Raw genomic sequence first — 24,183 nt, forward strand, 5'->3', positions numbered from 1 at the left:
CTAGGCGTCCGGTTGGTCCTGCGCCACGTATTTGACGTCGACTCCGCCCATGAGCGCCAGCCCTGTCACCCGAACCACCGGCGCACCCGGCCGGGACGCCTTCTGCGATCTCCCGCTGAAACCGCCCATGATGCCCAGTCCCCCGATCTCGACGGTCACCCCGTCGGGCATCTTGATCTCGACGCCGCCCATGATCGCCACGCACTGCACCGTCAGTACCGGCGCGGTGAACTCGACCTCGCGGAGATCCAGTTCCACCCCGCCCATGATGGCGGTGGCGGTGAGCTGATCGGCGACCACCGCCGTCCCCGACAACTCGCTTCCGGACATGATCGCCAACCGGTGGCGAACGGCCGCGTCCGCTCTCCCACCCGTGACCCGGGGGCCCGGAGACAGGCTGGCCGCGGGCATCGCCACGCCGAGCGAGGCGACCGGCAGATCGTCGGTCAGAGCGTCGAGATCACCGAAGGTCTTGGCGAGGACCGCTTTTCCGGCTCGTTCCTCGTACTCGACCGGCGACAGACTGCCGTGCGCCATGGCGGCGGAGAGGATCTCGTGGACCAGTTCGCGGTCCGAATCCGCGGCACGGAGACGGGCGCGACGGTCATCGGGCATCGGTAGTTCGCCGGGTTGGGTCACGTCTGGAGACCCTAGTTGTCCGAGTCCGACACGACCACCCTGATCTTTCCCCGGAGCCGACCCCGAGTGGGCGTCGTCCACGGTTCCCAATCGACGACTCCTCCAGCCAACCGCCCGACGAAAGGCCCGGCCGAGCGGCATAATTCATCGCGTCCGGGCGGGACGGCCGACCGGCGTACATCGGAGGCGAAGATGAACCAGCCCTACGATCCGGGCCAGCCCGGCGCCGGCCAGCCGGGACCGACGCCCTCGGCACACCAGTCCCCGTATGGCCAACCGAATCACCAGCAGTCGCCCTTTCCGGACAGCGGCTACGCACCGTCGGGCGGCTTCGGAACACCCGGGGCATACCCGGGTTATCCACCGCCTCCTCCCCCACGCAAGGACCGCGCCGGGATGCGCCGGTGGGGCAAGATCCTGACGCTGGTCGGCGTGGTGATCCTGGTCCTGTCGGTCGCGGTCGGGGTGATCCTCGCCGTCGCGGGCATCGGCAACGTGGTCGACCAGGCGGACAAGGCGTTCGAGGTCAATCCCACCGCCGAGCAGTACTACGACGCGGGCGATGACTTCCAGTTGTTCAGCACCAGCGCATCCAACGGCGTTCCCGCCTGCGAGATCACCGGTCCCGCCGCGCTGGCGTCGGGAACGAACACGACGACCGAGTTCACCTTCGACGGTTCCGGGGTCGAATCGTTCGACTCCTTCGAGGTCGTCGAGTCCGGGACCTACTCGTTCCGGTGCGATTCGCCTGCCGTCGTCGCCTCACTCGACGCGTCCGGCATCTTCAGCGGAGTCGGTGGTGTGCTGCTGGCGGTCTTCGGTGGCGCGTTCGGTGGACTGCTCGCGCTGGTCGGCATCGTGCTGTGGATCATCGCGGGCCGAAAGCCGAAGACGGCCTGACCGCCTCGCCGCCTCGCCGCCAGGCCACCGTCTCCGATGAACGCAGATCAGCCGCGGCGACCACCCTTTCGGGCCCGCAGATAGTCCCCGACCACGGCAGCACCGAGACCGTCGACGTCCGGTGCCACGACACGCCCGCCGATCCGGCGTGCGATCTGATCCATGAAATTCGCGAGCCCAGGGTCTTCCCCGAGCCGGAAGAACGTGACCTGGGCGCCGATCCGTGCGACATGGTCGAGTTCTCGGACCGTCAGCGCGATGGTCTGGGGGTGCGGCGGATAGAAGAAGAACGGTTCGCCGCTGGGGTCGAGATGCGCGGTCGGTTCTCCGTCGGTGACGACCAGTACGACCGGTTGGGCATTCGGGAACCGCCGGAGGTGCCGCTGCGCGAGCAGCAGTGCGTGGTGCAGGTTGGTGCCCTGCTCCATGCGCGGTTGCAGCCCGGTCAGTTCGGCGATGTCGATGGACCGCGCATACCTGCCGAACGCGATGAGGTGGAGTTCGTCGCTGCGAAACCGGGTGGAGATCAAGTGATTGAGGGCGATCGCGGTGCGCTTCATCGGCGTCCACCGACCCTCCATCTCCATTGAGAACGACGTGTCGACGAGGAGCACGACCGCCGCCTGCGTGCGGCTCTCGGTCTCCGACACCTCGACGTCGCGCACATCGATGCGCACTCCCGATCGCGCCATATCCGAAGTCGCCAGAGACAGCTCGGTGGTCTCGGACACCGTGCGCAGGACCGCATTCGAGACCGTCCGCGTGACATCCCAGGGGTCGGTGTCGCCGAACTCCCACTCTCGGGAGGCCCCGGTCGGCTCGCCCAGCAGCCCGGTCTGGCGGGTCTGACGATCACCTCGACGGCCCGACAGCTGTTCAGCGACATCTCGGAAGATCGACTGGCCGAGCTGGCGCATCGCCTTGGGACTCAGGCGCAGCTGACCGTCGGCGGTGCGATCGAAGAATCCCTGCTCGGACAACGCCTTTTCGAGCTCGGCCAGCATCCGGGCGTCCACCGCCGCCTCGTCACCCAGCTGCCTGGCGAGCGCGTCGAGATCGATGTCGTCCATCTGCGCACCCGCGTACTGCTGGGACAACTGCTCGGAGAGCGCTTCGAGTTCGGAGATGTCGCGCAGTGCGGCGGCCCCCTCGCCCAGCCCCATCGGCTGATCGCCGGAGAACGACTGCGCGTCATCCCAGTCGAGACCCGGCCGTGCCGCTCGTAGTTGCGAATCCATCTGGGCCAATTGGTTCATGAGGTCCGGCGAGCCGAAGGCCTGCTGAGCCAGCTGGTCGAGCTCGGCCCGCTGCTTGGGGGTCAGCGAGTTGTAGAACTGCTGCGCGGCGGCCGCTCGCTGGGCGAGGGAGTCGATGAGTTCCTCGGTGTTGCGCGGGTTCTCCGGAAAGAACTCACCGTGGGAGTCCATGAACTCGTCGAACGCCTCGGTGGTGTCCTCGCCCCGGTTGTGCGCCTCGAGGAGCTTGTTCAGATCGCCGAGCATCTCCGAGATACGTTGCCGATCCTGCGCGTTGGCACCCTCGAGTGCTTCTTTCATGCCTGCGAAGCGTTGGTCGAGCAGTTCCCGGCCGAGCAGATCCTTGATCTTGTCGTAGTCCTCGCGCGCCTGCGGACTGCGCCAGTTGTACTCCGACAGTTCCTCGACGGCCTGCGCGGTCGACGGCGGGAGACTCCCGATCTGCATCTCGGCGAAGCGGGCGTCGTCGTCGAGGTCACGCGCGAGTTGCTTGCGCTCCTCGAGCACCGCGCGGTCGAGCAGTTCACGGATCTCGGCGAAGGTGCCGTCGAGGTTGCGGTTCTTCAGCAGCTCCTGCCGACGGCGGTTGATCTGCTCGCGCAACTTGTCGAGCCCGCGCATGTTCGGCGTTCCGCGGCGCAGCAATTCCCGCAGCGCTCGCTGCGGCGACGCACCGGCCATGACGTCCTCGCCGATGGTCTCCAGCGCCTCACGCAGATCGACCGGCGGAGCGAGCGGATCGGGACCGCCGCTGTAGCGCTGGTAGCGCGAACGATGGAAGCTCTTGCGCGCCATGTGTCCTCCTAGTTCTCGGTGCGGCGCCCTTCGTGGCTCGTCGCTATCGCTCCTCACACCTCAGGGAGCAGGGGCGGTTCCCTCGTCGCTATCGCTCCTCACACCTCAGGGAGCAGGGGCGGTTCCCTCGTCGCTTTCGCTCCCCGCGGAGCTCCGTTACCCTGCTCCCTGAGATGCGAGCGGAGCTCCGTTCCCCTGCCCCCTGAGGTGCGAGCGGAGCTGCGCCCCCCTGCCCCCTGAGGTGCGAGCGGAGCTGCGTCCCCCTGCTCCCTGAGGTGCGAGCGGAGCTGCGTCCCCCTGCTCCCTGAGGTGCGAGCGGAGCGAGCCACGAAGGGTTCAGCCGTAGATCGTCTGCCCGGTCTCGTCGGCCTCCTTGCCGATCCGACGAGCGAGAAAGAGACCCTCTAGTGCGAGTTCGATCGCGCTGGCACGCTCGCCCTCGGCCTCGGCGTCGAGGCGCTCGGCGATCTGATCGAGGACACCGGACGTGGTGTCCGGCGACGGGATCGACCCAAGCAGGTCCGCGGCCCGGACACGGTCACCGGTCACCACCGGCTCACCGTTCTCGAGGGCGGTGACCAGCGGCGCCATGTCGATGCCACCGAGGTGCGCACGCACCGCGTCGGCGATGGACTTGCGCAGTAGGTGTTCGAGGATCTCCAGTTCGCGACCCTCTTCGCCGGACTCGAACTCGATCTTGCCGCGCAGCACCTCGATCACCGACTCGAGGTCGACGACACGCGCCACCGCTTGATCCTCCCCCGTCACCGTCGCGCGGTGAAGCGCCGCGGCCGCAACGGTTTCGGCCCCCGCGATGGAGAAGCGTGCCGACACACCGGACCGCTGATCGATCGACGGATGGTCGCGGGCGTACCGGGTGAAGCGCGCCAGGATCTCGGTGATGAAGGTCGGGACGCTGGCCGTCAGATCCGCCTCCTGCTCGATGACCGACACCTCGTCGTCGAGCTCGAGCGGGTAGTGCGTGCGGATCTCGGCGCCGAAGCGGTCCTTGAGCGGGGTGATGATGCGCCCGCGATTGGTGTAGTCCTCGGGGTTCGCGCTGGCCATCACCAGCACGTCGAGGGGCAGTCGGAGGGTGTAGCCGCGAACCTGGATGTCGCGCTCCTCCATCACGTTGAGCATCGACACCTGGATCCGCTCGGCCAGGTCGGGCAGCTCGTTGATGGCGACGATGCCGCGGTGCGAGCGAGGGATGAGTCCGAAGTGGATGGTCTCCGGGTCGCCGAGGCTGCGTCCCTCGGCGACCTTCATCGGGTCGATGTCCCCGACGAGGTCGGCGACGGAGGTGTCCGGCGTGGCGAGCTTCTCGCTGTATCGCTGTGAGCGGTGACGCCACTCGATCGGTAGATCGTCGAGTAGGTTGGCGGCCTTCCGGATCGAACCCGGGGTGATGGGTTCGTACGGATGCTCGCCGAGCTCCGAGCCCGCGATCACCGGCGTCCACTCGTCGAGGAGACCGACGAGGGTACGCAGGATGCGGGTCTTGCCCTGGCCGCGCTCGCCGAGCATGACGACGTCGTGGCCGGCGATCAGAGCCCGTTCCAGCTGTGGGATGACCGTCGCCTCGAAGCCCACGATGCCCGGCCAGGGATCGCGTCCCTCGCGGAGTGCGGACAGGAGGTTGTTGCGGATCTCGTCGCGCACACTGCGCTGCACGTGGCCGCTCGCCCGCAGTTCACCCAGGGTCCGGGGTGAGGGGTGGCGGGTTTCGGTCGACTGGGAGCCATGCGTGGTGAAGTTGTCCTCTGGCACCTCATCGAGGCTACTCCGCATTGCGAAGCACGTGCCCGCCATCACTCCTCACCGCGGCGGCATCCAGGTCGGATCCCGGCCGATGAATCCCATGAGGCGACTCACGGCGTCGGCGTCGGCGTCGACCTCGACCTTCGGGCCGTACTGACCGGAGTTCCGGAGGAGGTCGTCGATCGGCGCCATGCCCTCGAGGAGATGTCCGGCGAATCCCTGGTCGAGTCCGGGAATCACGCCCTGGGATCGGGCGAGGTCCCAGGTGTGCATGTACACGTCGGCCGTGTAGAACCGGTCGATCGCGTCGGCGAGACGATGCTCGCCGGCCATCGGATGGCTGAACACATCCTCGGCGGTCGGGCTGTCGAGGAGGGCCTGCACCGCTGCGGCGTGCTGCGACCATGCGCCGCGCGGGTAGTCGACGACCGAGGGACCGTCGGGCAACGTCACCCCGCCCGCGGCGAGGAAGCCGGTGAACCAGTCGACGAGGTGGGCGACGACGTCGCGCGCCACCCACCCGTCGACCGGGGTCGGTGCGTCCCAGTCGGAGACACCGTCGACGGCCTCCGCGAAACCGGAGGCCACCTCCCGGTGCCGAGGGGACGCATCGAGCCCCGACAGTGCCATGTCGGCCACGGTCAGACCTCGCCCGCAGCGAGAATGCCGTCGAGCGCGGCGTACCCCTCGTTCACGCCGACCTCCATGCCGGACGCGAGCCAGCCGTCGCGTGCTTCGAAACTGTCGCAGAGTGATTGGGCGTGGAGTCGAGTCGTCCCGTCGCCGAGATCCTCGAACCACAGGCTTTCCAACGCGACCGAGTCGGGCATACCGAGGAAGGTGAACGTCTGCACGATCTTGTCCTCGCCCACGGTGTGGAAGCAGCCGCGGAATCCGAACTCCTGCCCCTCGTGCGTGGAGACATAGCGCCAACTGCCCCCGTCGCGGACATCCCACTCGATGACCCGGCTGCTGATCGCCTCCGGGCCGATCCACCGGACAAAGAGTTCGGGATCGGTGTGGGCCTTCATCAGTTGCGCAGGCGTGCCGCGGAAGTCGCGGGTGATCCGGATGATCGGCACCTCCTTGTCGGCTTCGATGGCGGCCTCGGGATAGCGGGTCTGCGTTGCGGTCATGACACCTTTCCTTCCTCACGGGGTGATGGTTCGACCTCGGGGTCCGGCATCGTCGGATGTCGGGCCTCGGGGCCGTCGTTCATCTCGGCGAGCAGCGCGTCGAGGCGCTGGTAGCGCTCCTCCGCCCGCTTCCGATACCGCTCGATCCACTTGGTCATGAGGTCGAACACCTCTGCTTCCAGATGGACCGGACGGGTTTGGGCCTCCCGGGTGCGAGTCACCAGGCCGGCGTCCTGGAGCACCTTCAGGTGCTTCGAGACGGCCTGGATGCTGACGTCGTACGGCTCGGCGAGCTGGCTGACCGTCGCATCCGAGACCGCGAGCCGCGCGACCATGTCGCGCCGCGTCGGGTCCGCGAGTGCGGCGAACACCTTCGACAACTCGTCTGCCATTCGACCTCCTCAACCGTTTGGTTGAATACGATGATGCGCCGCGGCGGATGCGTTGTCAACCCTTTGGTTGAATAAGCTCCACCCGATCCGGGGTGCGAGGTAGGACCAGACATACAAGAACTCCCACCGCCGGCGGGTGAGCCGAAGGTGGGAGTTCTCGTCGCTGGAGCGGCGGGCGGTCAGGCGGGTCCGATGGGCGCATCCCCGCGCAAGGTGATCCGGTGCATCACGCGGCGGGCGTCACCGTAATCGCGGTTCGCGTAGTGGAGCGTGTTCCGGTTGTCCCACAAGACCAGATCGCCCAGGCGCCACCGGTGCCGCACGATGTGTTCGGGCTTGGTGATGTGTGCGTACAGGAGGTCGAGGATGCCGCGGCTCTCCGCCTCGGAGACACCATCGATGTGCGAGGTGAACCCGGGATTGACGAACAGCGACTTGCGCCCGGTCTCGGGATGGATGCGCACCACCGGGTGGGTGACCGGCACCAACTCGGTGACCTCTTCGCCGTCCCAGGTGTTGCCGCGACCGTTGCGGCGCTGCTTGAGGTAGTAGCCGAATTCACGATTGCCGTCGTGCACCGCGCTGAGCCCATCGATCATGCGACGAACCGGCTCCGACAGCGATCGGTACGCGAGTTCGGTGTCCGCCCAATTGGTGTCGCCGCCGTTGCGCGGCAACACGACCGGCCGAAGGATCGAGCCCATCGGCGGACGCGGCATGAAGGTGACGTCGGTGTGCCACACGTCGGCGAATCCGTTGTCCGCGCTGTCGAGTGAGTAGACCTCGCCGGGGACGTCGCCGCTGTTCCACACCGGGTGCCCGAAGGTCAGGTCGCCCAGCCGGTTCCCGAACCGGATGTGCGCCTCGTCGTCGAGTTGCTGATCACGCAGGACGATGACCTTGTAGTCGATCAGTGCCCGACGCAATGCGGACACCTGGGCATCGGAAGCGGATGCGACGTCGATGCCGCGGATCTCGGCGCCGAAATTCGGCCCGAACTCGTCGATGTCGAATTCGACTCCGCCGGAGATGGTTCCGGCGTCAGGACGGTGAGTGGTGCCGACGGGGTGAGAGGTGGTGGTCATGAGGTTTGTTCTCCAGGTCGATGCGTGCGGGGGCGGAGGCGGGGTGCGCCGGCGGCGAACCGTGATGCGATCCGTCCGCCCAGTTCATCGAGTGGAGAGTGCCCGGCTTTCCGCTGATCGAGCCCGGGACACTCGTCGAGTGGCCGGTACTCGTGATGGACAGCGCGGGGGCGGGAGACACCCCTACTGTCTAACCGCCCGCCGCGTCACCGGACAGGGTTAATCCCACGCTGAGGAAAAGCCACCCCCTCAGGCCACTGCGGCCTCTTTGACCGCCGCACCGATCTCGGCACGAAGCGCGGCGTACTCCGGTGAGCCGCGCAGTTCCTCTGGTTCGACGCCGGTGCGCGGCAACGTCGAGGAGAGATCCAACGCGACGCGTCCCGGCCGTTTGGTGAGCACGATGATCCGGCTACCCAGGAATGCTGCCTCGTCGGCACTGTGGGTCACGAAGACGTTGGTGCGCCCGCTGTCGGAGCTGACCGCGCGCACGTCCTCCTGCAAGCGTTCGCGGGTCAGTGCGTCGAGCGCCGCGAACGGCTCGTCGAGCAGCAGAAGGGATGTCTCGGCGGCCAGCGCCCGGGCGATCGCCACGCGCTGCTGCTGCCCGCCGGAGATCTCCCAGATACGTCGCTGGGCGGTGTCGTCCAGTCCGACGCGTTCGAGCAGTTCGTTCCGTCGTGCCGCCCGTTCGGACTTCGGGACCTTCGCATATTTGAGCGCGAGATCGATGTTGCCGCCGACGGTCTTCCACGGGAACAGGCGAGGTTGCTGGAAGACCACTCCGGAGGTCACACCGGGTATCGGAGCACCGCCCGAGACCTCGACGTCGCCGACCGTCGCGGGTTCGAATCCGGCGATGAGTCGCAGGAGGGTGGACTTGCCACACCCGGACGCACCGACCAGCACCAGGAACTCCCCCGGTGGGACGTCGAGGTCGACCGGACCGACCGCGGTCACCGTGTCCGAGCCGGTCCCGTACTTCTGGGACACGTTGTGCAGGCGGATCGCACCGCGTTGGCCCGCGGGTCGGTCCTCGGTCGTCGTCGCCGCGCGGGCATCAGCATCGGCCAGCGGACTATTTCTGTTCGAGGACACCCGGCAATCCCTCTGTGTAGATGGCCTCGCGGAAGGTCTCGATCGGCGGGGCCGCGGGAATCTGCTGCTGCTCGGCGAGGAACACCGCTGCGCTGTGCAGATTCTCGGACAGATTGCCCGGGTTGCCCTGGGTGCCCAGCCACGTCGGACTGGTCAGCTCCGCGACGGTGAGGTAGGTACCCTGCTTCAGCTGGTTGGCCGCATCCTCGGGCGTCGTGCCCAGCTGTGCGGCGATGGCGTCGGCCGCGGCCTGCGGGTCGTCCTTGATCAGGGTGAGCGCCCGGGCCTGGACCTGGCGCCAGGTGTTCACGACCTCCGGATTCGCCGCGGCGAACTCGCTGGAGACCACACCGAGGTCGAGCGTGGGCTTGCCGGCGGTGGCCAGCTGCCGACTGGCGATGAGAGTCTTTCCGTCCTGGCGCAATTCGTCGAGGGTGGGCAGCCAGGTGTAGACCGCGTCGATGTCGCCGCGCTGCCAGGCAGCCAGGGAGGCCTGCGGCTGCAGGTCGATCAGATCCACGTCTTTCGGGTTCACACCGGCCTGATCGAGCGCGGCGAGCAGGCTGTAGTGGGCGGTGGAGGCGAACGCCGTGGCCACCCGCTTACCCTTGAGATCGGCAATGGTGTTGATGCCGGTTCCGTTGCGCGCGACGAGCGCCTCGTTGTCGCCTGCGACGTCGAGAACGAAGGCCACCTGGTACGGGATGTTCAGCGGCGCAGACAATCCGCGGGCCACCGGGCTGGAACCGATCGCGGCGAAGTCGACCTCTTTCGCGACGAACGCAGTGTTGATGTCGGCGCCGGAGTCGAACTTGGTCCACTTGATGTTGAAGTCCGGCAGGGCTTCTTCGAGCCAGCCGTTGTTCTTGACGATCAGGTCCCCACTGGGGAAGGACTGATAGGCGAGCCGAATCGTCGGCTTGCTGTCGTCTCCGGAGTTGTCGACCGAACAGCCGGCGAGCACGAGTGTCGCTGCGGCGAGCACCCCGAGCGCCGCACCGAACCGCGAGCGGCCCAGCCTGTTGAAGCGCCGCAGCCGGTTCGATCCGGTCCCCCTACGTGTGATTCTCATGTGTGTCAGACCTTTCCGCGCCACGGCACCACTCGGTGCTCGATCGTTCGTAGGAGCCCGTCGATGATCAGTCCGGACAGACCGATGGCGATGATGCCGACCAGGACGACGGGTGTGTTGTTGTAATTGCTGGCGTCCTTGACCACGCCACCGATCCCGGGGATGCCGTTGAACAGCTCGGCCGCGACCACGGAGGAATATGCGATGCCGACCGACAGTCGCACGCCGGTGAAGGTCTCGGGCAACGCCGACGGCACGACTACGTCACGGATCACCTCGGATCGCGACGCACCGAGCGCGCGCGCCGCCTCGATGAGGCCGACCGGGGCGGCACTGACGGCCGCGGTGGTGGCCACAGCAGCCGGCGGCAGCGCGGCCAGCGCCAACAGCGTGATCTTCGGTGCTTCGTCGATGCCGAGCCAGATGACCAGCAGGAAGAAGTAGGCCAGCGGCGGCAGCGCCCGGAGGAACGTGAGCCACGGTTCGAGGAGGCGTCGAAGCCACACGACGGTTCCCATGGCCAATCCGAGCAGCACGCCGAGGATCACGCCGATCGCGACACCGGCGAACACACGGCGCAACGTCATGTACAGGTGTTCCCACCAGTAGTAGTCGGCGTAGCCGCGGACGCCGTCGTGCGTCGTGGACATGTCGACGAAGGCCTGCCATACGGTGCCCAGGCGAGGTACGAAGGTCTCACTCCAGATCCCGCTGACGGCGACGATCTGCCACACCGCGGCGAACACCACCACCGAGAGCAGCGGGAGTCCCACCCGGGTCAACAGGGATCGCGCGCGAGACGAACCGCCGGGCGACGTGCGCTCCGCCCCACCACCCGCCTCTTCCGGGGTGATGTCCACAAACAAGGTCACCGTGCATGTCTAGACATCGCACCCTCCCGCCACCAGAGTTTTCCTCTTCGAGAGGAAAACTCCCGCCCGATACCCACGAATGCGGCTTCATGTGCATGTCGCGCGTGGTTTTGCCGGTCTCGCGTTCAGGTCGCGGGCCCAGGGAGCCGACTCCCGTCAGTGCAGACTCGAGCCGAGCGGGATGCGGCGGTCCAGCCTGGTTCGTCGTCGAGATCGGCGGCGTGTGGACTCTTGCCAACTCGGGGTCGAGTCCCAGTCGCGCCGGGTCAGCGGGATGATTCTCGGTGAAGCTCCCACAGCGGACCCGCACCCCACTCGAGAAACATCCGGATGAGCCGAAGTCCATCGGGGAGTACGACCGGTAGTGACTGTGCGGCGCGAGAGGCTGGACACCGCAGCTGCATCTCGGATCGCCTCGTCTGCTCGGCCCATGTTCGAGCGTGCTGCCGATAGTCCTAATCCGAAGAAGCGACCCTCCCCCGCCCCCTGAGGTGCGAGGAGCACAAGCAACCAGATCCACCCCCACCCCTCGGACTCAATTGATCGACGGCCAGCCAGAATCCGAGACGGGTGTGGCAGGAGCACATTCCTGTCACCAATCCATGCACGGTCAACGCAAACCGACGCACGATCAACGAAATATCCTGCCCAGTCGACGATTTCGTGATTCGCGACCTGCGGAAGACCCTCGAAATCGAAAGCATGTTCCCGTACAGTGGAGTCATGTCAGAGCTCGCCACTCTCCTCGATCACCTCATCGAGACCACCCCGCCGGCCGACGATCCCACCGGCGCAGCAACATTCGACGCCCTCGAAACGCTGCGCCTGATCCGCAACATCACCGACCACCAGATCGTCACCCACGCAGCACGACTCGATGATCTCGAGGTCGCGCGCAAAGCCGGCGACACCACCAAGAAGATGTTGATCGACGCAGGACACGCACCAGCTGCGGCATCGCGGATCCTGCGGGGCATCGACGGCCTACCCGCGCTGCCCGCACTCGCCCGCCACGCCGCCGACGGACGGTTGTCCGCAGAGATCGTCGACGCCGTCATCCGCGGAATGAATCACATCGAAAAGCGTTGCTCTGTGACTCTTTCCGACGAGAACAAGGATTCGCACGAGATCGAACTCCTCGGCCAAGCACTCTCGGGTGCGACGCCGACGCAAGTGCTCGAGCATGCCCGCGCGATCGGCAACACACTGACAGACGCCACCGACACCAGCATCTCCGCCGCCGACGACTCCTCGCTGAACACGGTCGACGCCCACACCACCGACGGCGGACGCATCGACATCCGAGCCGACCTCACCCAAACCGTCGGCGAGAAGTTCCTGACCATGCTCGACGAACGCTCCTGCCCACGACCCGAACCCGACGGTGCAGCGGATCGCCGCACCGCCGAGCAACGCCGCGCGGACGCGTTCGAGTTGATCCTCGACCAAGCCGCTCTCGGAGCGAGTATCGACAGCGTCGGAAGCCCCCGCACACAACTCATGGTGACCATTCCCGCCACCGGCGCCGACCCCGCCACCCTGCCCTGGACCGGAACCGTCAGTCACGCAACCGCGAAACAACTGTCGTGCGACGGATCAGTGACCGAGATCGTCCTCGACAGCGAAGGCATGCCCCTGCGAATGGGACACACCCACCGACTGTTCCCGCCACACCTACGCAAAGCCGTCATCGTGCGAGATCGGTGCTGCATCAAATGTGGTGCGCCCCCGTCGCATACCCAGGTCCACCACATCGAACACTGGTCCGACGGCGGACCCACCGACCTCGACAACGGCTGTCTACTCTGCCAACGCTGCCACACCCAAGTCCACCACCACGGATGGGACATCGTCCTCGGTTTCGACCGTCACCCCTGGCTCATCCCACCCATCACCATCGACCCGCACCGACGACCACTACCCGCCTACAACCGACGCACCATGCGACTCGACGACGCCGCCTGACCACCCCGCCGATCACACTCTCTCGCGCAGCACCTTCCGCACCCGAACCTTGCTCGGGACCGCATCCGTACCTTGACAACTCCACAGTGACAGCAGTGGGCTCCGATCCCGGTCGAACCGAAGGCCGGGAGCGGGCCGCACTGCGAAACCCTCGTCGCTATCCGTCCTCGCCCCCGGAGGATCAGCGGCCTGGCGGCCGTCGGGGATCACGAAAGAACTCCGCTCTCTGGAGCGAGCGTGCCCTCCGCAAGCTCCGGACGCTCCTCAGTGAGCAGAAGGGTTGCGGCTTCTCCGAGACAGCCTCAGCTGAACGCGAGCCACACCGCGAGGCCGAGCCCGCAGATCCCGACCACGATCCGGAGTGGTCCGGGCGGTAGCCGTTTGACGACGGGTGGGCCACACCACCCACCGGCCAGACAGCCGATGGCCATCGCGAGGGCGGCCCACCACTCGACGGGACCCCAGATCATGAAACCGATGGCGGCGACCGTGTTGGCGATGCCGAGGAACAACGACTTGGACAACGCCGCGCGCCACAGTGGTTCGCTGGTCACCACGAGCATCAGCGCCAGGATCATGATGCCTGCGCCGGCACCGAAGTAGCCGCCGTACACCGAGATCAGCGTCAAACCCAGGATGAACACCCAGGGACGTTCGACGTGTGAGGTCGCCCAGCGGCGCAGGACAGGTTGAACGAGCAGCGCGACTGCGGCGATCGCCACGAGGAACGGCACGGCGGCCTCGAAGGCCTCCGCCGGCGTCGACAACAGCAGCACTGCACCGACCGTGCCGCCGATCAGCGAGGCGACCGCGCCGATGATCAGACGCTTGCGGTCACCGTCGAGGAGGGAGCGTCCCGATTGCGCGGTACTGCCCACCCCGACGGCGACCAGGGCGACCGTGTTCGTGACGTTGGCCGCGATCGGACTGAGTCCGACCGCGAGCAGCGCGGGATAGCTGACGATCGACGCCAGCCCGGTGATGTAACCGATCAGGCCGGCGCCGAATCCGGCGACGACCAGTAGAGCGAGCTCAGTGAGCGAAATGACGCGCCCCGGTGAGGTAGAGCGTCACGCCCGCCTCGTCGGCCGCCTCGATCACCTCGTTGTCGCGGATCGATCCACCGGGTTGCACAACGGCTTTCACCCCGGCCGACAGCAGCACCTGCAGTCCGTCCGGGAACGGGAAGAAGGCGTCCGACGCCCCGACGCTGCCCGACGCACGGTCACCGGCGCGCTGCACCGCCAGATGCGCGGAGTCGACTCGGTTGACCTGTCCCATACCGACGCCGACCGACGCACCGTCGGAGGCCAGCAGAATGGCGTTGGACTTGACCGAACGGCAGGCACGCCAGGCGAACTCGAGGTCGGCAAGGGTCTGGTTGTCGGCCGGTGGGCCCGCCACGAGATTCCAGTTGGCCGGATTGTCGCCATCGGCGTCGAGGACGTCACGCTGCTGCATCAGCAATCCGCCCGACACCGGCTTGGTCTCGACGCCGGTCGCCGCCGGCGGGGTCGCCACCAGCACGCGGATGTTCTTCTTGCGGGTCAGGACCGAGAGCGCGCCGTCGGCGAAACCGGGCGCGACGATGACCTCGGTGAAGATCTCGGCGACCTGCTCGGCCATCTCCACGGTGATCTCGCGATTGGCCGCGATCACACCACCGTAGGCGCTGATCGGGTCGCAGGCATGCGCCTTGCGGTGCGCCTCGGCGATGTCGGTTCCGACGGCGATCCCGCACGGGTTGGCGTGCTTGATGATCGCGACGGCGGGTCCATCGAAGTCATAGGCGGCCCGCCACGCGGCGTCGGCGTCGGTGTAGTTGTTGTAGCTCATCTCCTTGCCATGGAGCTGTTCGGCGGTCGCGACCCCACCGGCCCCGGCGTTCCCGACGTAGAGCGCGGCCGCCTGGTGCGGGTTCTCTCCGTAGCGCAGCACCGCGGATCGGGTCCAGGTAGCGCCGGCCCAGGCCGGGAACTGCGAGTCGCCCTCTGGTGCGACCACGCTCGACATCCACGACGCGACCGCGACATCGTAGTCGGCGGTGTGCCGGAACGCCTTTGCCGCGAGCTTCTTCCGATCGTCGAGCGAGAACCCTTCGGCCACAACAGCCTCGGTCACCAACGAATAGTCGTCGGGATCGACCACCACGGCGACCGACGGATGGTTCTTGGCGGCCCCACGGACCATCGACGGACCGCCGATGTCGATCTGCTCGATGCACTCGTCCGGCGTCGCGCCGGAGGCCACCGTCTCGGTGAACGGATAGAGGTTGACGACGACGAGATCGAATGCGGCGACGCCCAATTCGTCGAGCTGCGTAACGTGATCGGACTTGCGGGTGTCGGCGAGGATGCCCGCGTGGACCTTGGGGTGCAGGGTCTTCACGCGTCCGTCCAGGCACTCGGGGAACCCGGTCAGCGTCGACACCTCGACGACCGGGACTCCCGCGCCGGCGATCGTCTTCGCAGTCGATCCGGTGGACACGATCTCCACTCCGGCCGCGTGCAGTGCCGTCGCGAGATCGGCGAGACCGCTCTTGTCGTAGACACTCACCAGCGCGCGCCGAATCGGTCGACGAGAACTGTCAGGGCTGTGTGCGTTCACGGGATGCGGGCCTTTCGTCCATCGATGACTACTCCTCTGGTGACCAGTGCGGTCACCACGTCCGCGAGCAACACACGCTCGACGGTCTTGATGCGTTCGTGCAGGGTGGCGGCGGTGTCGTCGTCGTCGACGGTGACCACCTGTTGGGCAAGGATCGGCCCGGTGTCGACGCCCTCGTCGACCAGATGCACCGTCGCGCCGGTGACCTTGACCCCGTAATCGAGGGCCTCGGCGACACCGTGGGCACCCGGGAACGCGGGCAGCAGTGCCGGGTGGCTGTTGACGACGCGTCCGCCGAACCGGCCGAGAAAGGCCGGACCGAGAATCTTCATGAAACCGGCGGTCACGACCCATGCCGGCTCGGTCGCTGCGACCTGCTCGGTCAACGCACGGTCCCACGTGGCACGGTCGGCATGGTCGGCGACTCGACAGGTGATGAGCGGGATGTCGTTGCGCTGCGCGACCTCCTGCGCTCGGCACGCGCGGTCGACCACGATCGCCGCGACCCGGAACGGGGAGTCCTCCGCTCCGGCACGCGCGATCAGCGACTCCAGCAGCGAACCGGTGCCCGACGCCATCACCACCAGCGGGGTGCGGGCGGGTGCCGTCGGGGATGTCACGTCGTCGAGACTAATCGTCGTACATCGGGCCACCCGCGCCGGGTGGCGCCGCGGTCTCGGCCCCCGCGGCGCAGGGCGCAGTGGCGCGGCGCACCTGGATCAGCCCTCGGTCAGCCCTCGGTCAGCGTTGTCGGGACGTGCCGTGCGAACCGGGGTAGAGGTCGTAGTCCGCGTCGTCGGCGAGGTCGGTCTCATCGAGATCGTCGTCGTACACACGGTTCACGGCAGGCGCGCGACCGGCCGCGGAGTCCGCGTCCGAGGACGATGAAACGCCCCCGGGGCCGTACTCGTCGTCGTTGCCCTCGAACCGTTCGCCGCGGGATTCGAGGTCCTCGTCGTCGTAGTCGACCTCGTCGTAGTCGTCCTCGAGGTCGCCGCCCTCGAACTCGCCGCCCTCGAACTCGCCGTCCTCGAACTCTGAGTACTCGGCGTACTCATCGTCCTCGTCCAGATCGGTGACGATGACGTATTCGTCCTCGTAACCGAGGTCGAGTGGGTCGTCGAAGTACTCGTCGCCGACGGCGAGTCGTGCCGCCCGAGTCGATGGCAGGAACGCATAGACGAGCACGATCAGCAGGCCGACGACCGCGATCCAGCCCAGCGTGAAGACCCCGGCCGCCGACACCGTGATGGCGACGTCGCCGAACTCCCCCAGCGTGCCTCCCGCCGCCACGGTCAGGATGGCGACAGTCGACGCAGCCACCGCCGCGGCGACACCCACCGAACGCACGTGGGCCATCGGATCGAGGTCGCGGCACCGCCAGCCGACGAAGGCCGCGACGCCCGCCGGCACGAGCAGGCCGAGGAATCCCCATGCTCCCGCGCCGGGCCCATCGGGCAGGACCGCGAGCACCGGGACGGGTGGGACGGTGCCGCCGCGGACCGTGAACAGGTCGACGGTCATCGCACCGAGTTGGACGTCGGAACCCACGAGCACCGCCATCGCGGCGACCATCACATTCGGGAGATACAGCACCGAAAGCAGACTGAGGCCCAGGAAGCCGTCGAAGTCGTAACCGGTCTCGATCAGTTCGCCGATCTGACCGTGCCGCATCAGCATGCGCAGGCACACCACCACGGCGCCGGCGACGACCAACATGAGGGCCGCCACCAGTCCGTACCGGAACCCTCGACGATCGGCATGGGTCATGCCGCCCCGGACGGCGAAGTCGCGTCGTCGGCTCCACACGACGCCGGCGAGCGCCGCGCCGCCGTGCACGCCCAGCGTGTACAGGAAGGCGATCAAGGCGCTGGGGGTCTGAACCGGCAGGACCGACCCGCCGTCCATCACGACCGCCAGGGACATCGCGGTGATGAGTACCGGACCGGTCACCGCCGAGAACACGACGGCACCCAGGTCGAACAAGTCGTGCCGGGGCCGTGCGTCCGAGTTCGCGCCACCCGAGACCGCCCGCGCCGTCAGCCATGCCGTTCCGGCGGCGACGATCAGCGTCGGCAGCAACGGCAGCACCCCGATGGTGACCCCGCTGATGGCGACCGGCACCTGATGGATGGCCAGCCAACCCGACGCGATCGCGCTCGGGAGTCCGGTCAGCCCGCTCCCCGCGAGCAGCAGCACCGAGAGCATGACGACGATCAGCGTCACCAGTGCGATCGCGGGAACGGTGAACGCCACGACCGCGAGTTGCCGAGCCGAGCCTTCGGTCGCCGTGCGCTGCGCACGACGGGATCGCCGCAGGTTACGAAGCTGCGACGCCAGATTGTCCGCGGTCGGGTCCGGCTTGAGGGAGGGCATCGTCTTGAGCCTGACACGGTCCCGGCCGACGCCGTCGTAGACGCGCCGAGCAAGCGGCGAAAGCGAGTCAGCTCACCGAGAGGCTTCGACTCGGCTCGTCGCTGCGCTCCTCACCGGCTCAACCAGCAGAAGGGCGGCTCGACAAGTGACGCAGACGACGACGCCCCGCCGACCGATGGTCGACGGGGCATCGAGCGGATTCGTCAGTTACCGCTGCCGGTGGGCGGCTCCGGCTTCTGGAAGACCGTGGTGGAGTGGTCTCCGGCCGGGGTATCGGTGCCCGAGGATGCTCCCGGCGCAGCCGGGGATGCTCCCGAGGCGCCGGCGGAGTACTGGCCGGGACGGTAGTCGCCGTAGCCCGACTCGCCGTGGCCGGAGGCCGCACCGGCAGCCGACGCCGACGATTCGCTCGCCCCGCCGGAGTAGCCGGTCTGCCCGGTTGCCGAGGTACCCGACGACTGCGAGTAGGCAGACGGGTCGTAATTCGCCGAGGACTGCTGGCCGTACTGAGCCTGCGCGCTCCCGGTGCCGTAGGCAGTGGTCTGTGCGTCGCCGTAGCCGCCGGTCTGCTGCTGGGCGCCGGTGTCGGACTGTGACGCCGCGGACGAGCCGGGGGTCACGGCTGCGGTGGCCGCGCCCACCGCGGGCGCCACCTTGATGACGCCGGCGTCGATGAGCAACCACACGACGGCGAGAACCGCGGACAGCAGGGTGAAGATCAGCAGCACGATCGCCCCGGCACCGTTGTCGTCGATGTTGAGGAACTGGAACAGCGTGATCAGGAATGCGGTAATCGACAGCGACGCCACGATCGGCGCTGCCGGCACCTTGATGCCCGGGATGAGCGAGATCAGCGCCAGGATTCCGGCGACGCTCATCAGCGTGTAGGGGGCGTTGTACTGCGTCTGGAACAGCTTGAGCGCGAAGTCGTAGGTCTCCGCCGCGGACAGGAAGCCACTGAACAGCACGATGAGGCCGAAGGCGCCGATCGCGGCGGCGAGGAGCACCGGGGTGATGGCAGGCAGTCCCTGGCTCGGCGGCTTGGCCGGCTGGGGGGAGTACCCGTACTGGCCGTAGCCCTGCTGTCCCGGCTGGCCGTGCTGGCCGTATCCGGGCTGGCCGTAGCCCTGCTGGCCATAGCCCTGGTCGCCATAGCCCTGGTCGCCGTAACCCTGTGCGGGGCTCTGACCGTAGCCCGGCTGTCCCTGTCCGTAGGACTGTCCGGCCTGTCCGTACTGCTGGCCGTAACCCTGCTGGCCGCCGTACTGCTGGGCTTGCCCGTACTGGTCAGAACCGGGCGTGGGGCCGGCCTGCGGACCCGTGTTGTGGGCTCCGGACTGGGAAGATCCGGATTGGGGATATCCGGACTGGTTGCCGTACTGGCCGTAGGACTGTCCGGACTCGGGCTGCTGCTGCCCGTATCCGCCGGGTGGGTAGGTCATGACGATCTCCTGGTCGGGTCGGTCGGTCAGGATCAGCGGGTCGCGTCGAGCTGACGGCGTCCGGCCGTCGCCCCCCACGAGCGCAGAACTACTGCCCACGCTAGTACACATGGCCGTCGGGTCCCACGACCCTTGCACACGACGACCGCCGCACGCGGGTGCGAACAGCCCTACCAGCGGTGTGCGCGACCCTGCTCGGCATACCATTCGATCAGCGAATAGTCGTCCACGGCCTTGGGGTCGACATTGACCTCCGTTCGGCCTGCCAGAATCGCGGTGACCGGAACTTCGAGTTTCTTCCCGGTGCGAGTGTGCGGAATCCCGGGGGCCTCGATGACCTCGTCGGGCACATGACGTTTCGAGAGACGATCCCGGACCGCCGCCGCGATTCTGCCGATCAACGCGTCGTCGAGCGTCGCGCCGGGGACCAGCGTGACGAACAGCGGCATCCAGTAGGCCCCGTCCGGTCCGTCGACACCGAGGACGAAGGCCTCCGCGACCTCGTCGAGTGCTTCGACGACCTCGTAGATGTCGGCCGAACCCATCCGGATCCCGTGGCGGTTCAACGTCGCGTCGCTGCGGCCGTGGATCACGAGCGACCCACGTTCGGTCACGGTCACCCAGTCACCGTGACGCCAGACCGGTTTCTGCGGATTCGACGCCCCGCCCTCCCACTCGTGCGCGAAGTACGCGGCACGGTATCGCGCGCCGTCGGCGTCGTCCCAGAAACTCACGGGCATCGACGGCATCGGCGCGGTGACGACGAGTTCACCGACCTCCCCCACCTGCGGGCGGGCATCGGGCGACCAACTCTCCAGAGCCACACCGAGGTAGCGGACCGACAATTCGCCCGGCACGACCGGCACTCCGGTCGAACCACCGGCGAAGGCGGACACGATGTCGGTGCCGCCACTGATCGACGAGATGGGCAGACCGGATCGGACGTGGTCGTCGACCCAGGTGAAAAGGTCTGCGGCAAGCGATGATCCGGTGCTCCCCAGGGTTCGCAACCGACTGAGGTCATGCTGACGTCCCGGCTCCAGACCCGCCTTTCGCGAAGCCTGCAACTGACCTGGACTCGTACCGAAGTAGGTGACCCGCTCGTCGTCGACGATCTGCCAGAGCCGGTCAGCGTCGGGATACAGAGGCGAACCGCTGTAACAGACGATCCGCGACCCGCAGAGCAAGCCGGCGACCTGATAGTTCCACATCATCCAGCTCAAGGCCGTCTGCCAGAAGAACACGTCGGCGGCGGACAGGTCGCCGTGCAGGGCACCGGCTTTCAGGTGCTCCAGGAGCACTCCCCCGTGTCCGTGCACGATCCCCTTCGGCCGTCCGGTGGTGCCCGAACTGAAGAGCACCCACAGGGGGTGATCGAAGGCAACCGGCAGCGGGCGGAAGTCGCCCGGGTCGCCACTCACGGCCTCGGCATAATCGAGCGCCGACGCCGACGACTCGACGTCACCGACCGTGATGTGCGCGACCAGATTCGGCAACAGTCCCGCGAGCTCGGTGCTGTCGGCGCGCTTGTCCACGACTTTGCCGTTGTAGTGATAACCGGCCGCGGTGAACAGGACCTTGGGCTCCAGTTGGCCGAGGCGGCCGGCCGCACCCTGTGGTGCGTAGTCCTGCCCGCACCCGGACCAGATCGCGCCCAGGGATGCGGTGGCGAGGAAAGCGATGACGGCCTCGGGGATGTCGGGCAGGTAGGCCGCGACCACATCGCCGGCGCCCACCCCGTGCGCACGCAGGGTCGACGCCAGGCCGGCGACCTGGGATGGCAACTCCGCCCACGCGATCTCGGTTCGTTCGCCGGTTTCGTCGATGCCGACGATCGCCGCGCCGGGTAGGTCGACATGCCGCAGGATCTGATCGACGTAGTTCAGTCGCGTTCCGGGGAACCAGACGGCACCCGGCATCCGGTCATCGGCGAGTACCGCCGCATCCCCGTGGCCGAGTGGTTCCGCCGCGAGGGCCCCGACATCGAAGAACTCCCAGACCGCACGCCAGAACTGTGCCGGCTGCTGCACAGACCAGGACCACAGATCGTCGTAATCGTCCGCCCCGGCCTCGAACCGCTCCCGGACGAACTGACCGAACCGCTCCATCTGAGCATTCGGGCTCCGCAGCGCATCACCCGTCGCGCTCACCGCAGGCCTTCGAGGATCGAAACCGCCTCGTCCCGCATCGCGACCTTACGCACCTTGCCGGTGACGGTCATCGGGAACTCCTCCACCACATGGACATACCGTGGGATCTTGTGCCTCGCGATCTTGCCGGTGGCGAACTCACGGAGATCCTCCGCGGTGAATCCGTCGGCGGCGTCACGCAATCGCACCCAGGCCATCAGTTCTTCGCCGTACTTCTCGTCGGGTACGCCGATCACCTGCGCGTCGAGGATGTCGGGGTGGGTGTAGAGGAACTCCTCGATCTCGCGAGGATAGATGTTCTCCCCGCCCCGGATCACCATGTCCTTGATGCGCCCGGTGATCCGGACGTAGCCGTTGTCGTCCATGTCGGCGAGGTCACCGGTGTGCATCCAGCCGTCGGCGTCGATCGCCTCGGCGGTTTTCTCCGGCTCGTTCCAGTAACCGGTCATCACCGAGTATCCGCGCGTGCACAATTCGCCCGTCTCGTCACGCCCGCAGGTCTCGCCGGTACCGGGGTCGACGATCTTGATCTCCAGATGCGGGCCCACCCGGCCGACGGTCGTGACACGCAACTCGAGCGGATCGTCGACCCGGGTCTGCGTCGAGACCGGCGACGTCTCCGTCATGCCGTAACAGATCGACACCTCACGCATGTGCATGCGTTCCACGACCTGCCGCATGACGTATTCGGGGCAGGGCGAGCCCGCCATGATCCCGGTGCGCAGGCTGGACAGGTCGATGTCGAGCCCGTCGTCGAGCAGGTCGAGTTCGGCGATGAACATGGTGGGCACCCCGTAGAGACTCGTGCAGCGATACTCCGCCACGGCTTCGAGGGTGGCCCGCGGGTCGAACGCCGGTGCCGGGATGACCATCGCCGCACCGTGACTCGTCGCCGCGAGGTTGCCCATCACCATGCCGAAACAGTGGTAGAACGGCACCGGCAGGCAGATCCGGTCGTCGGCGGTGTAGTTCAGCAGTTCCCCGACGAGGTAGCCGTTGTTCCCGATGTTGCGATGCGACAGCGTCGCCCCTTTCGGGAATCCGGTTGTGCCCGAGGTGTACTGGATGTTGATCGGATCGTCGGGCGAGAGCGACGCGGCGATCTCGGCAACGCGTGCGAGTTCCTCCGCACTCGCCTCGGCGCACAACGCGTCCCACTCGGCAGATCCGAACAGCACCACCTCCCGCAGTTCCGTGCATTGCGGACGCGCCTGCTCGAGCATCGACGCGTACGCCGAGTCCTTGAAGCTCTCCGCGGCCAGCACCACGCTCGTTCCGGACTGCTGCAGCGCGTACTCGATCTCGTTCTGGCGATAGGCAGGATTCAGATTGACCAGGACGGCGCCGATCTCAGCCGCGGCGTACTGCGTCAACACCCACTCGAACCGATTGGGCGACCACAACCCGACCCGATCACCGACCGATACGCCGAGGCGCAACAGTCCCGCCGCGACCGCGCGCACGTCACGGTGGAACTCCGAATACCGCCATTCCCGTTGCGCCGCGGCGTCGATCAGGGCGGTCCGGTCACCGTGTTCCTCGACGGTGCGGGCCAGGGTGGCGCCGATCGTCTCGGTGAGCAGGTCCGGTGTCTCTTCACCGCGTGTGTGGGCAGGCTTCGGGTGAGCCTCGGTGCTCATGTTCTGCTCCGGTCTGTGGTCGGGGGTTGATGCCGTGTGGGGTTGGGGCGCCGGGTCAGTTCTCGCCGACGCCATCAGGACGCGTATCGCTCACCCGGGAGAGGACGACCTCGGCCTGGCGCAGGACCGGCCCGTCGATCATCTGCCCGTCGAGGCTGAACACCCCGCCCGCGTGTTCGGCCGCGCCGTCGAGGATCTTGCGCGCCCATTCGACGGCCTCGTCGGACGGCCGATACCCATCTCGGATGTGGTCGACCTGCGACGGATGGATGCACGCGGTGGCGGTGTAGCCCAGCGCCACCGCGTCGCGGACCTCGGCCACGAGTCCCTCGACGTCCTCGATGTCGAGGTGTACCGAATCGACGGCGAATTTTCCGTGCGCGGCCGCCGCGATGCGGACCATCGAACGCACCCAACTCGCGACGTCCCGGTACTCGCCGGGACGGGATTCACCGGGGCCGAACCGACTCGACGTGCCGCCGAGACCGGCCACGAGATCCTCTGCCCCCCACATCAGTCCGATGCAGTTGGAGGTTGCGGCGATGTCGCGGGCACGGGTCGCGCCGAGTGGCGTCTCGATCAGGGCGATCGTCTGGAACGCGGTGTCGAGGATCGAGGAGACATCCTCGGCCTTGGCCTGCATCACCACCCGGTAGTTCGTCTCCGCCACGGCCGCGAGGTCGCGCCGGTAGTCGCCCGTGCCGGCCGGATTGATCCGCACGATGGTGCGATCCGGATCCACGGGATGGGCGACGAGGGCCTCCCGTGCAGCGCCGCGGTTCGCCGGCGACACCGCGTCCTCGAGGTCGATGATCACCACGTCGGCACGGTCGAGCGCCTTCTGATATCGCTCCGGGCGGTCGGCCGGGCAGAAGAGCAGCGCGGGCCCGGGGGGCAGCCATGCGTTGGTGAGCTGCGGCCCGGCCAGGCCGTGACCTGCCCGATTCTGACCTGGGCTGACCGGACCGCCAGGTGGGTCCTCGAAGAACATCGT

Annotated in this window: 20 protein-coding genes; 2 read left to right on the forward strand and 18 right to left on the reverse strand. The window is 67.4% G+C overall.

The features are described from left to right. Nucleotides 1–639 (reverse strand): DUF1707 domain-containing protein, encoded by a 639-nt coding sequence (locus ACFW3F_RS11005; protein ID WP_388057149.1) that lies wholly within the window; start codon nucleotides 637–639, stop codon nucleotides 1–3. Nucleotides 640–831: 192 nt separating this feature from the next. Between ACFW3F_RS11005 and ACFW3F_RS11010 the strand changes: the two genes are divergently transcribed. Next, complete coding sequence (locus ACFW3F_RS11010; protein ID WP_388057150.1) at nucleotides 832–1,539, forward strand: hypothetical protein; 708 nt, start codon at nucleotides 832–834, stop codon at nucleotides 1,537–1,539. A 47-nt stretch (nucleotides 1,540–1,586) separates the two neighbouring features. Here ACFW3F_RS11010 and ACFW3F_RS11015 read toward each other — a convergent pair whose 3' ends face one another. The 9 genes from ACFW3F_RS11015 to ACFW3F_RS11055 all read right to left on the reverse strand — a co-directional run bounded on the left by ACFW3F_RS11015 (nucleotide 1,587) and on the right by ACFW3F_RS11055 (nucleotide 11,009). Further along, on the reverse strand, nucleotides 1,587–3,590 hold the full coding sequence (locus ACFW3F_RS11015) for a VWA domain-containing protein (RefSeq protein ID WP_388057152.1): 2,004 nt from the start codon (nucleotides 3,588–3,590) through the stop codon (nucleotides 1,587–1,589). A gap of 336 nt (nucleotides 3,591–3,926) precedes the next feature. Then, the gene (locus tag ACFW3F_RS11020; protein ID WP_388057154.1) at nucleotides 3,927–5,384 is read right to left on the reverse strand and encodes a sigma 54-interacting transcriptional regulator; all 1,458 of its coding nucleotides are present in this window, start codon (nucleotides 5,382–5,384) and stop codon (nucleotides 3,927–3,929) included. Between the two features lie 27 nt (nucleotides 5,385–5,411). Further along, nucleotides 5,412–5,984, reverse strand: a complete 573-nt coding sequence (locus tag ACFW3F_RS11025) for a maleylpyruvate isomerase N-terminal domain-containing protein (RefSeq protein ID WP_388057236.1) — start codon at nucleotides 5,982–5,984, stop codon at nucleotides 5,412–5,414. Between the two features lie 11 nt (nucleotides 5,985–5,995). Next, nucleotides 5,996–6,490, reverse strand: a complete 495-nt coding sequence (locus ACFW3F_RS11030; protein ID WP_388057156.1) for an SRPBCC family protein — start codon at nucleotides 6,488–6,490, stop codon at nucleotides 5,996–5,998. Further along, nucleotides 6,487–6,882 carry an ArsR/SmtB family transcription factor gene (locus ACFW3F_RS11035; RefSeq protein WP_388057158.1) on the reverse strand — a complete coding sequence of 132 codons (396 nt, stop codon included), beginning with the start codon at nucleotides 6,880–6,882 and terminating at the stop codon, nucleotides 6,487–6,489. The genes ACFW3F_RS11030 and ACFW3F_RS11035 overlap by 4 nt, the downstream gene beginning before the upstream one ends. 179 nt (nucleotides 6,883–7,061) lie before the next feature. Continuing rightward, nucleotides 7,062–7,967 carry a TauD/TfdA dioxygenase family protein gene (locus ACFW3F_RS11040; RefSeq protein WP_388057160.1) on the reverse strand — a complete coding sequence of 302 codons (906 nt, stop codon included), beginning with the start codon at nucleotides 7,965–7,967 and terminating at the stop codon, nucleotides 7,062–7,064. 249 nt (nucleotides 7,968–8,216) lie between these two features. After that, nucleotides 8,217–9,065 carry an ABC transporter ATP-binding protein gene (locus ACFW3F_RS11045; protein WP_388057162.1) on the reverse strand — a complete coding sequence of 283 codons (849 nt, stop codon included), beginning with the start codon at nucleotides 9,063–9,065 and terminating at the stop codon, nucleotides 8,217–8,219. Then, nucleotides 9,046–10,137 carry an ABC transporter substrate-binding protein gene (locus ACFW3F_RS11050; RefSeq protein ID WP_388057164.1) on the reverse strand — a complete coding sequence of 364 codons (1,092 nt, stop codon included), beginning with the start codon at nucleotides 10,135–10,137 and terminating at the stop codon, nucleotides 9,046–9,048. The genes ACFW3F_RS11045 and ACFW3F_RS11050 overlap by 20 nt, the downstream gene beginning before the upstream one ends. A 5-nt stretch (nucleotides 10,138–10,142) precedes the next feature. Continuing rightward, on the reverse strand, nucleotides 10,143–11,009 hold the full coding sequence (locus ACFW3F_RS11055; protein WP_388057166.1) for an ABC transporter permease: 867 nt from the start codon (nucleotides 11,007–11,009) through the stop codon (nucleotides 10,143–10,145). 702 nt (nucleotides 11,010–11,711) lie between these two features. Here ACFW3F_RS11055 and ACFW3F_RS11060 point away from each other — a divergent pair. Further along, a complete protein-coding gene (locus ACFW3F_RS11060) occupies nucleotides 11,712–12,974 on the forward strand; it encodes a DUF222 domain-containing protein (protein ID WP_388057168.1) in 1,263 nt (420 codons plus the stop codon). A 302-nt stretch (nucleotides 12,975–13,276) separates the two neighbouring features. On the opposite strand, the gene ACFW3F_RS11065 is transcribed toward ACFW3F_RS11060, so the two are convergent. The 8 genes from ACFW3F_RS11065 to ACFW3F_RS11100 all read right to left on the reverse strand — a co-directional run bounded on the left by ACFW3F_RS11065 (nucleotide 13,277) and on the right by ACFW3F_RS11100 (nucleotide 24,180). After that, nucleotides 13,277–14,020: a sulfite exporter TauE/SafE family protein gene (locus tag ACFW3F_RS11065; protein ID WP_388057238.1), complete on the reverse strand. Its 744-nt coding sequence runs from the start codon at nucleotides 14,018–14,020 to the stop codon at nucleotides 13,277–13,279. Beyond that, a complete protein-coding gene (gene purH, locus ACFW3F_RS11070) occupies nucleotides 14,007–15,581 on the reverse strand; it encodes a bifunctional phosphoribosylaminoimidazolecarboxamide formyltransferase/IMP cyclohydrolase (RefSeq protein ID WP_388057170.1) in 1,575 nt (524 codons plus the stop codon). The genes ACFW3F_RS11065 and purH overlap by 14 nt, the downstream gene beginning before the upstream one ends. Further along, the gene (purN, locus tag ACFW3F_RS11075; protein WP_388057172.1) at nucleotides 15,578–16,201 is read right to left on the reverse strand and encodes a phosphoribosylglycinamide formyltransferase; all 624 of its coding nucleotides are present in this window, start codon (nucleotides 16,199–16,201) and stop codon (nucleotides 15,578–15,580) included. Before purN ends, purH begins: the two co-directional genes overlap by 4 nt. A gap of 121 nt (nucleotides 16,202–16,322) precedes the next feature. After that, on the reverse strand, nucleotides 16,323–17,957 hold the full coding sequence (locus ACFW3F_RS11080) for a DUF6350 family protein (protein ID WP_388057174.1): 1,635 nt from the start codon (nucleotides 17,955–17,957) through the stop codon (nucleotides 16,323–16,325). A 203-nt stretch (nucleotides 17,958–18,160) separates the two neighbouring features. Further along, entirely contained in the window at nucleotides 18,161–19,399 is a 1,239-nt protein-coding gene (locus ACFW3F_RS11085) for a DUF5336 domain-containing protein (RefSeq protein ID WP_388057240.1), read from the reverse strand. Nucleotides 19,400–19,569: 170 nt separating this feature from the next. Continuing rightward, nucleotides 19,570–21,507: an acetoacetate--CoA ligase gene (locus ACFW3F_RS11090; protein WP_388057242.1), complete on the reverse strand. Its 1,938-nt coding sequence runs from the start codon at nucleotides 21,505–21,507 to the stop codon at nucleotides 19,570–19,572. A gap of 38 nt (nucleotides 21,508–21,545) precedes the next feature. Then, nucleotides 21,546–23,189, reverse strand: coding sequence for an AMP-binding protein (locus ACFW3F_RS11095; protein ID WP_388057176.1), 1,644 nt, complete (start codon nucleotides 23,187–23,189; stop codon nucleotides 21,546–21,548). Between the two features lie 55 nt (nucleotides 23,190–23,244). Continuing rightward, nucleotides 23,245–24,180, reverse strand: coding sequence for an HpcH/HpaI aldolase/citrate lyase family protein (locus tag ACFW3F_RS11100; protein WP_388057178.1), 936 nt, complete (start codon nucleotides 24,178–24,180; stop codon nucleotides 23,245–23,247). Nucleotides 24,181–24,183 lie beyond the last annotated feature (3 nt).

This window comes from Gordonia sp. NPDC058843 (assembly GCF_042743165.1).
In the GTDB taxonomy this organism is placed as follows: Bacteria; Actinomycetota; Actinomycetes; order Mycobacteriales; family Mycobacteriaceae; genus Gordonia.

What these genes read in the sequence shown, in the direction of transcription:
- ACFW3F_RS11010 (WP_388057150.1), top strand. Translation starts at nt 832, where the DNA reads ATGAACCAGCCCTACGATCCGGGCCAGCCCGGCGCCGGCCAGCCGGGA.
- ACFW3F_RS11015 (WP_388057152.1), bottom strand. Translation starts at nt 3,590, where the DNA reads ATGGCGCGCAAGAGCTTCCATCGTTCGCGCTACCAGCGCTACAGCGGC.
- ACFW3F_RS11020 (WP_388057154.1), bottom strand. Translation starts at nt 5,384, where the DNA reads ATGCGGAGTAGCCTCGATGAGGTGCCAGAGGACAACTTCACCACGCAT.
- ACFW3F_RS11025 (WP_388057236.1), bottom strand. Translation starts at nt 5,984, where the DNA reads ATGGCACTGTCGGGGCTCGATGCGTCCCCTCGGCACCGGGAGGTGGCC.
- ACFW3F_RS11030 (WP_388057156.1), bottom strand. Translation starts at nt 6,490, where the DNA reads ATGACCGCAACGCAGACCCGCTATCCCGAGGCCGCCATCGAAGCCGAC.
- ACFW3F_RS11035 (WP_388057158.1), bottom strand. Translation starts at nt 6,882, where the DNA reads ATGGCAGACGAGTTGTCGAAGGTGTTCGCCGCACTCGCGGACCCGACG.
- ACFW3F_RS11040 (WP_388057160.1), bottom strand. Translation starts at nt 7,967, where the DNA reads ATGACCACCACCTCTCACCCCGTCGGCACCACTCACCGTCCTGACGCC.
- ACFW3F_RS11050 (WP_388057164.1), bottom strand. Translation starts at nt 10,137, where the DNA reads ATGAGAATCACACGTAGGGGGACCGGATCGAACCGGCTGCGGCGCTTC.
- ACFW3F_RS11060 (WP_388057168.1), top strand. Translation starts at nt 11,712, where the DNA reads ATGTTCCCGTACAGTGGAGTCATGTCAGAGCTCGCCACTCTCCTCGAT.
- ACFW3F_RS11080 (WP_388057174.1), bottom strand. Translation starts at nt 17,957, where the DNA reads ATGCCCTCCCTCAAGCCGGACCCGACCGCGGACAATCTGGCGTCGCAG.
- ACFW3F_RS11085 (WP_388057240.1), bottom strand. Translation starts at nt 19,399, where the DNA reads ATGACCTACCCACCCGGCGGATACGGGCAGCAGCAGCCCGAGTCCGGA.
- ACFW3F_RS11090 (WP_388057242.1), bottom strand. Translation starts at nt 21,507, where the DNA reads ATGGAGCGGTTCGGTCAGTTCGTCCGGGAGCGGTTCGAGGCCGGGGCG.
- ACFW3F_RS11095 (WP_388057176.1), bottom strand. Translation starts at nt 23,189, where the DNA reads ATGAGCACCGAGGCTCACCCGAAGCCTGCCCACACACGCGGTGAAGAG.
- ACFW3F_RS11100 (WP_388057178.1), bottom strand. Translation starts at nt 24,180, where the DNA reads ATGTTCTTCGAGGACCCACCTGGCGGTCCGGTCAGCCCAGGTCAGAAT.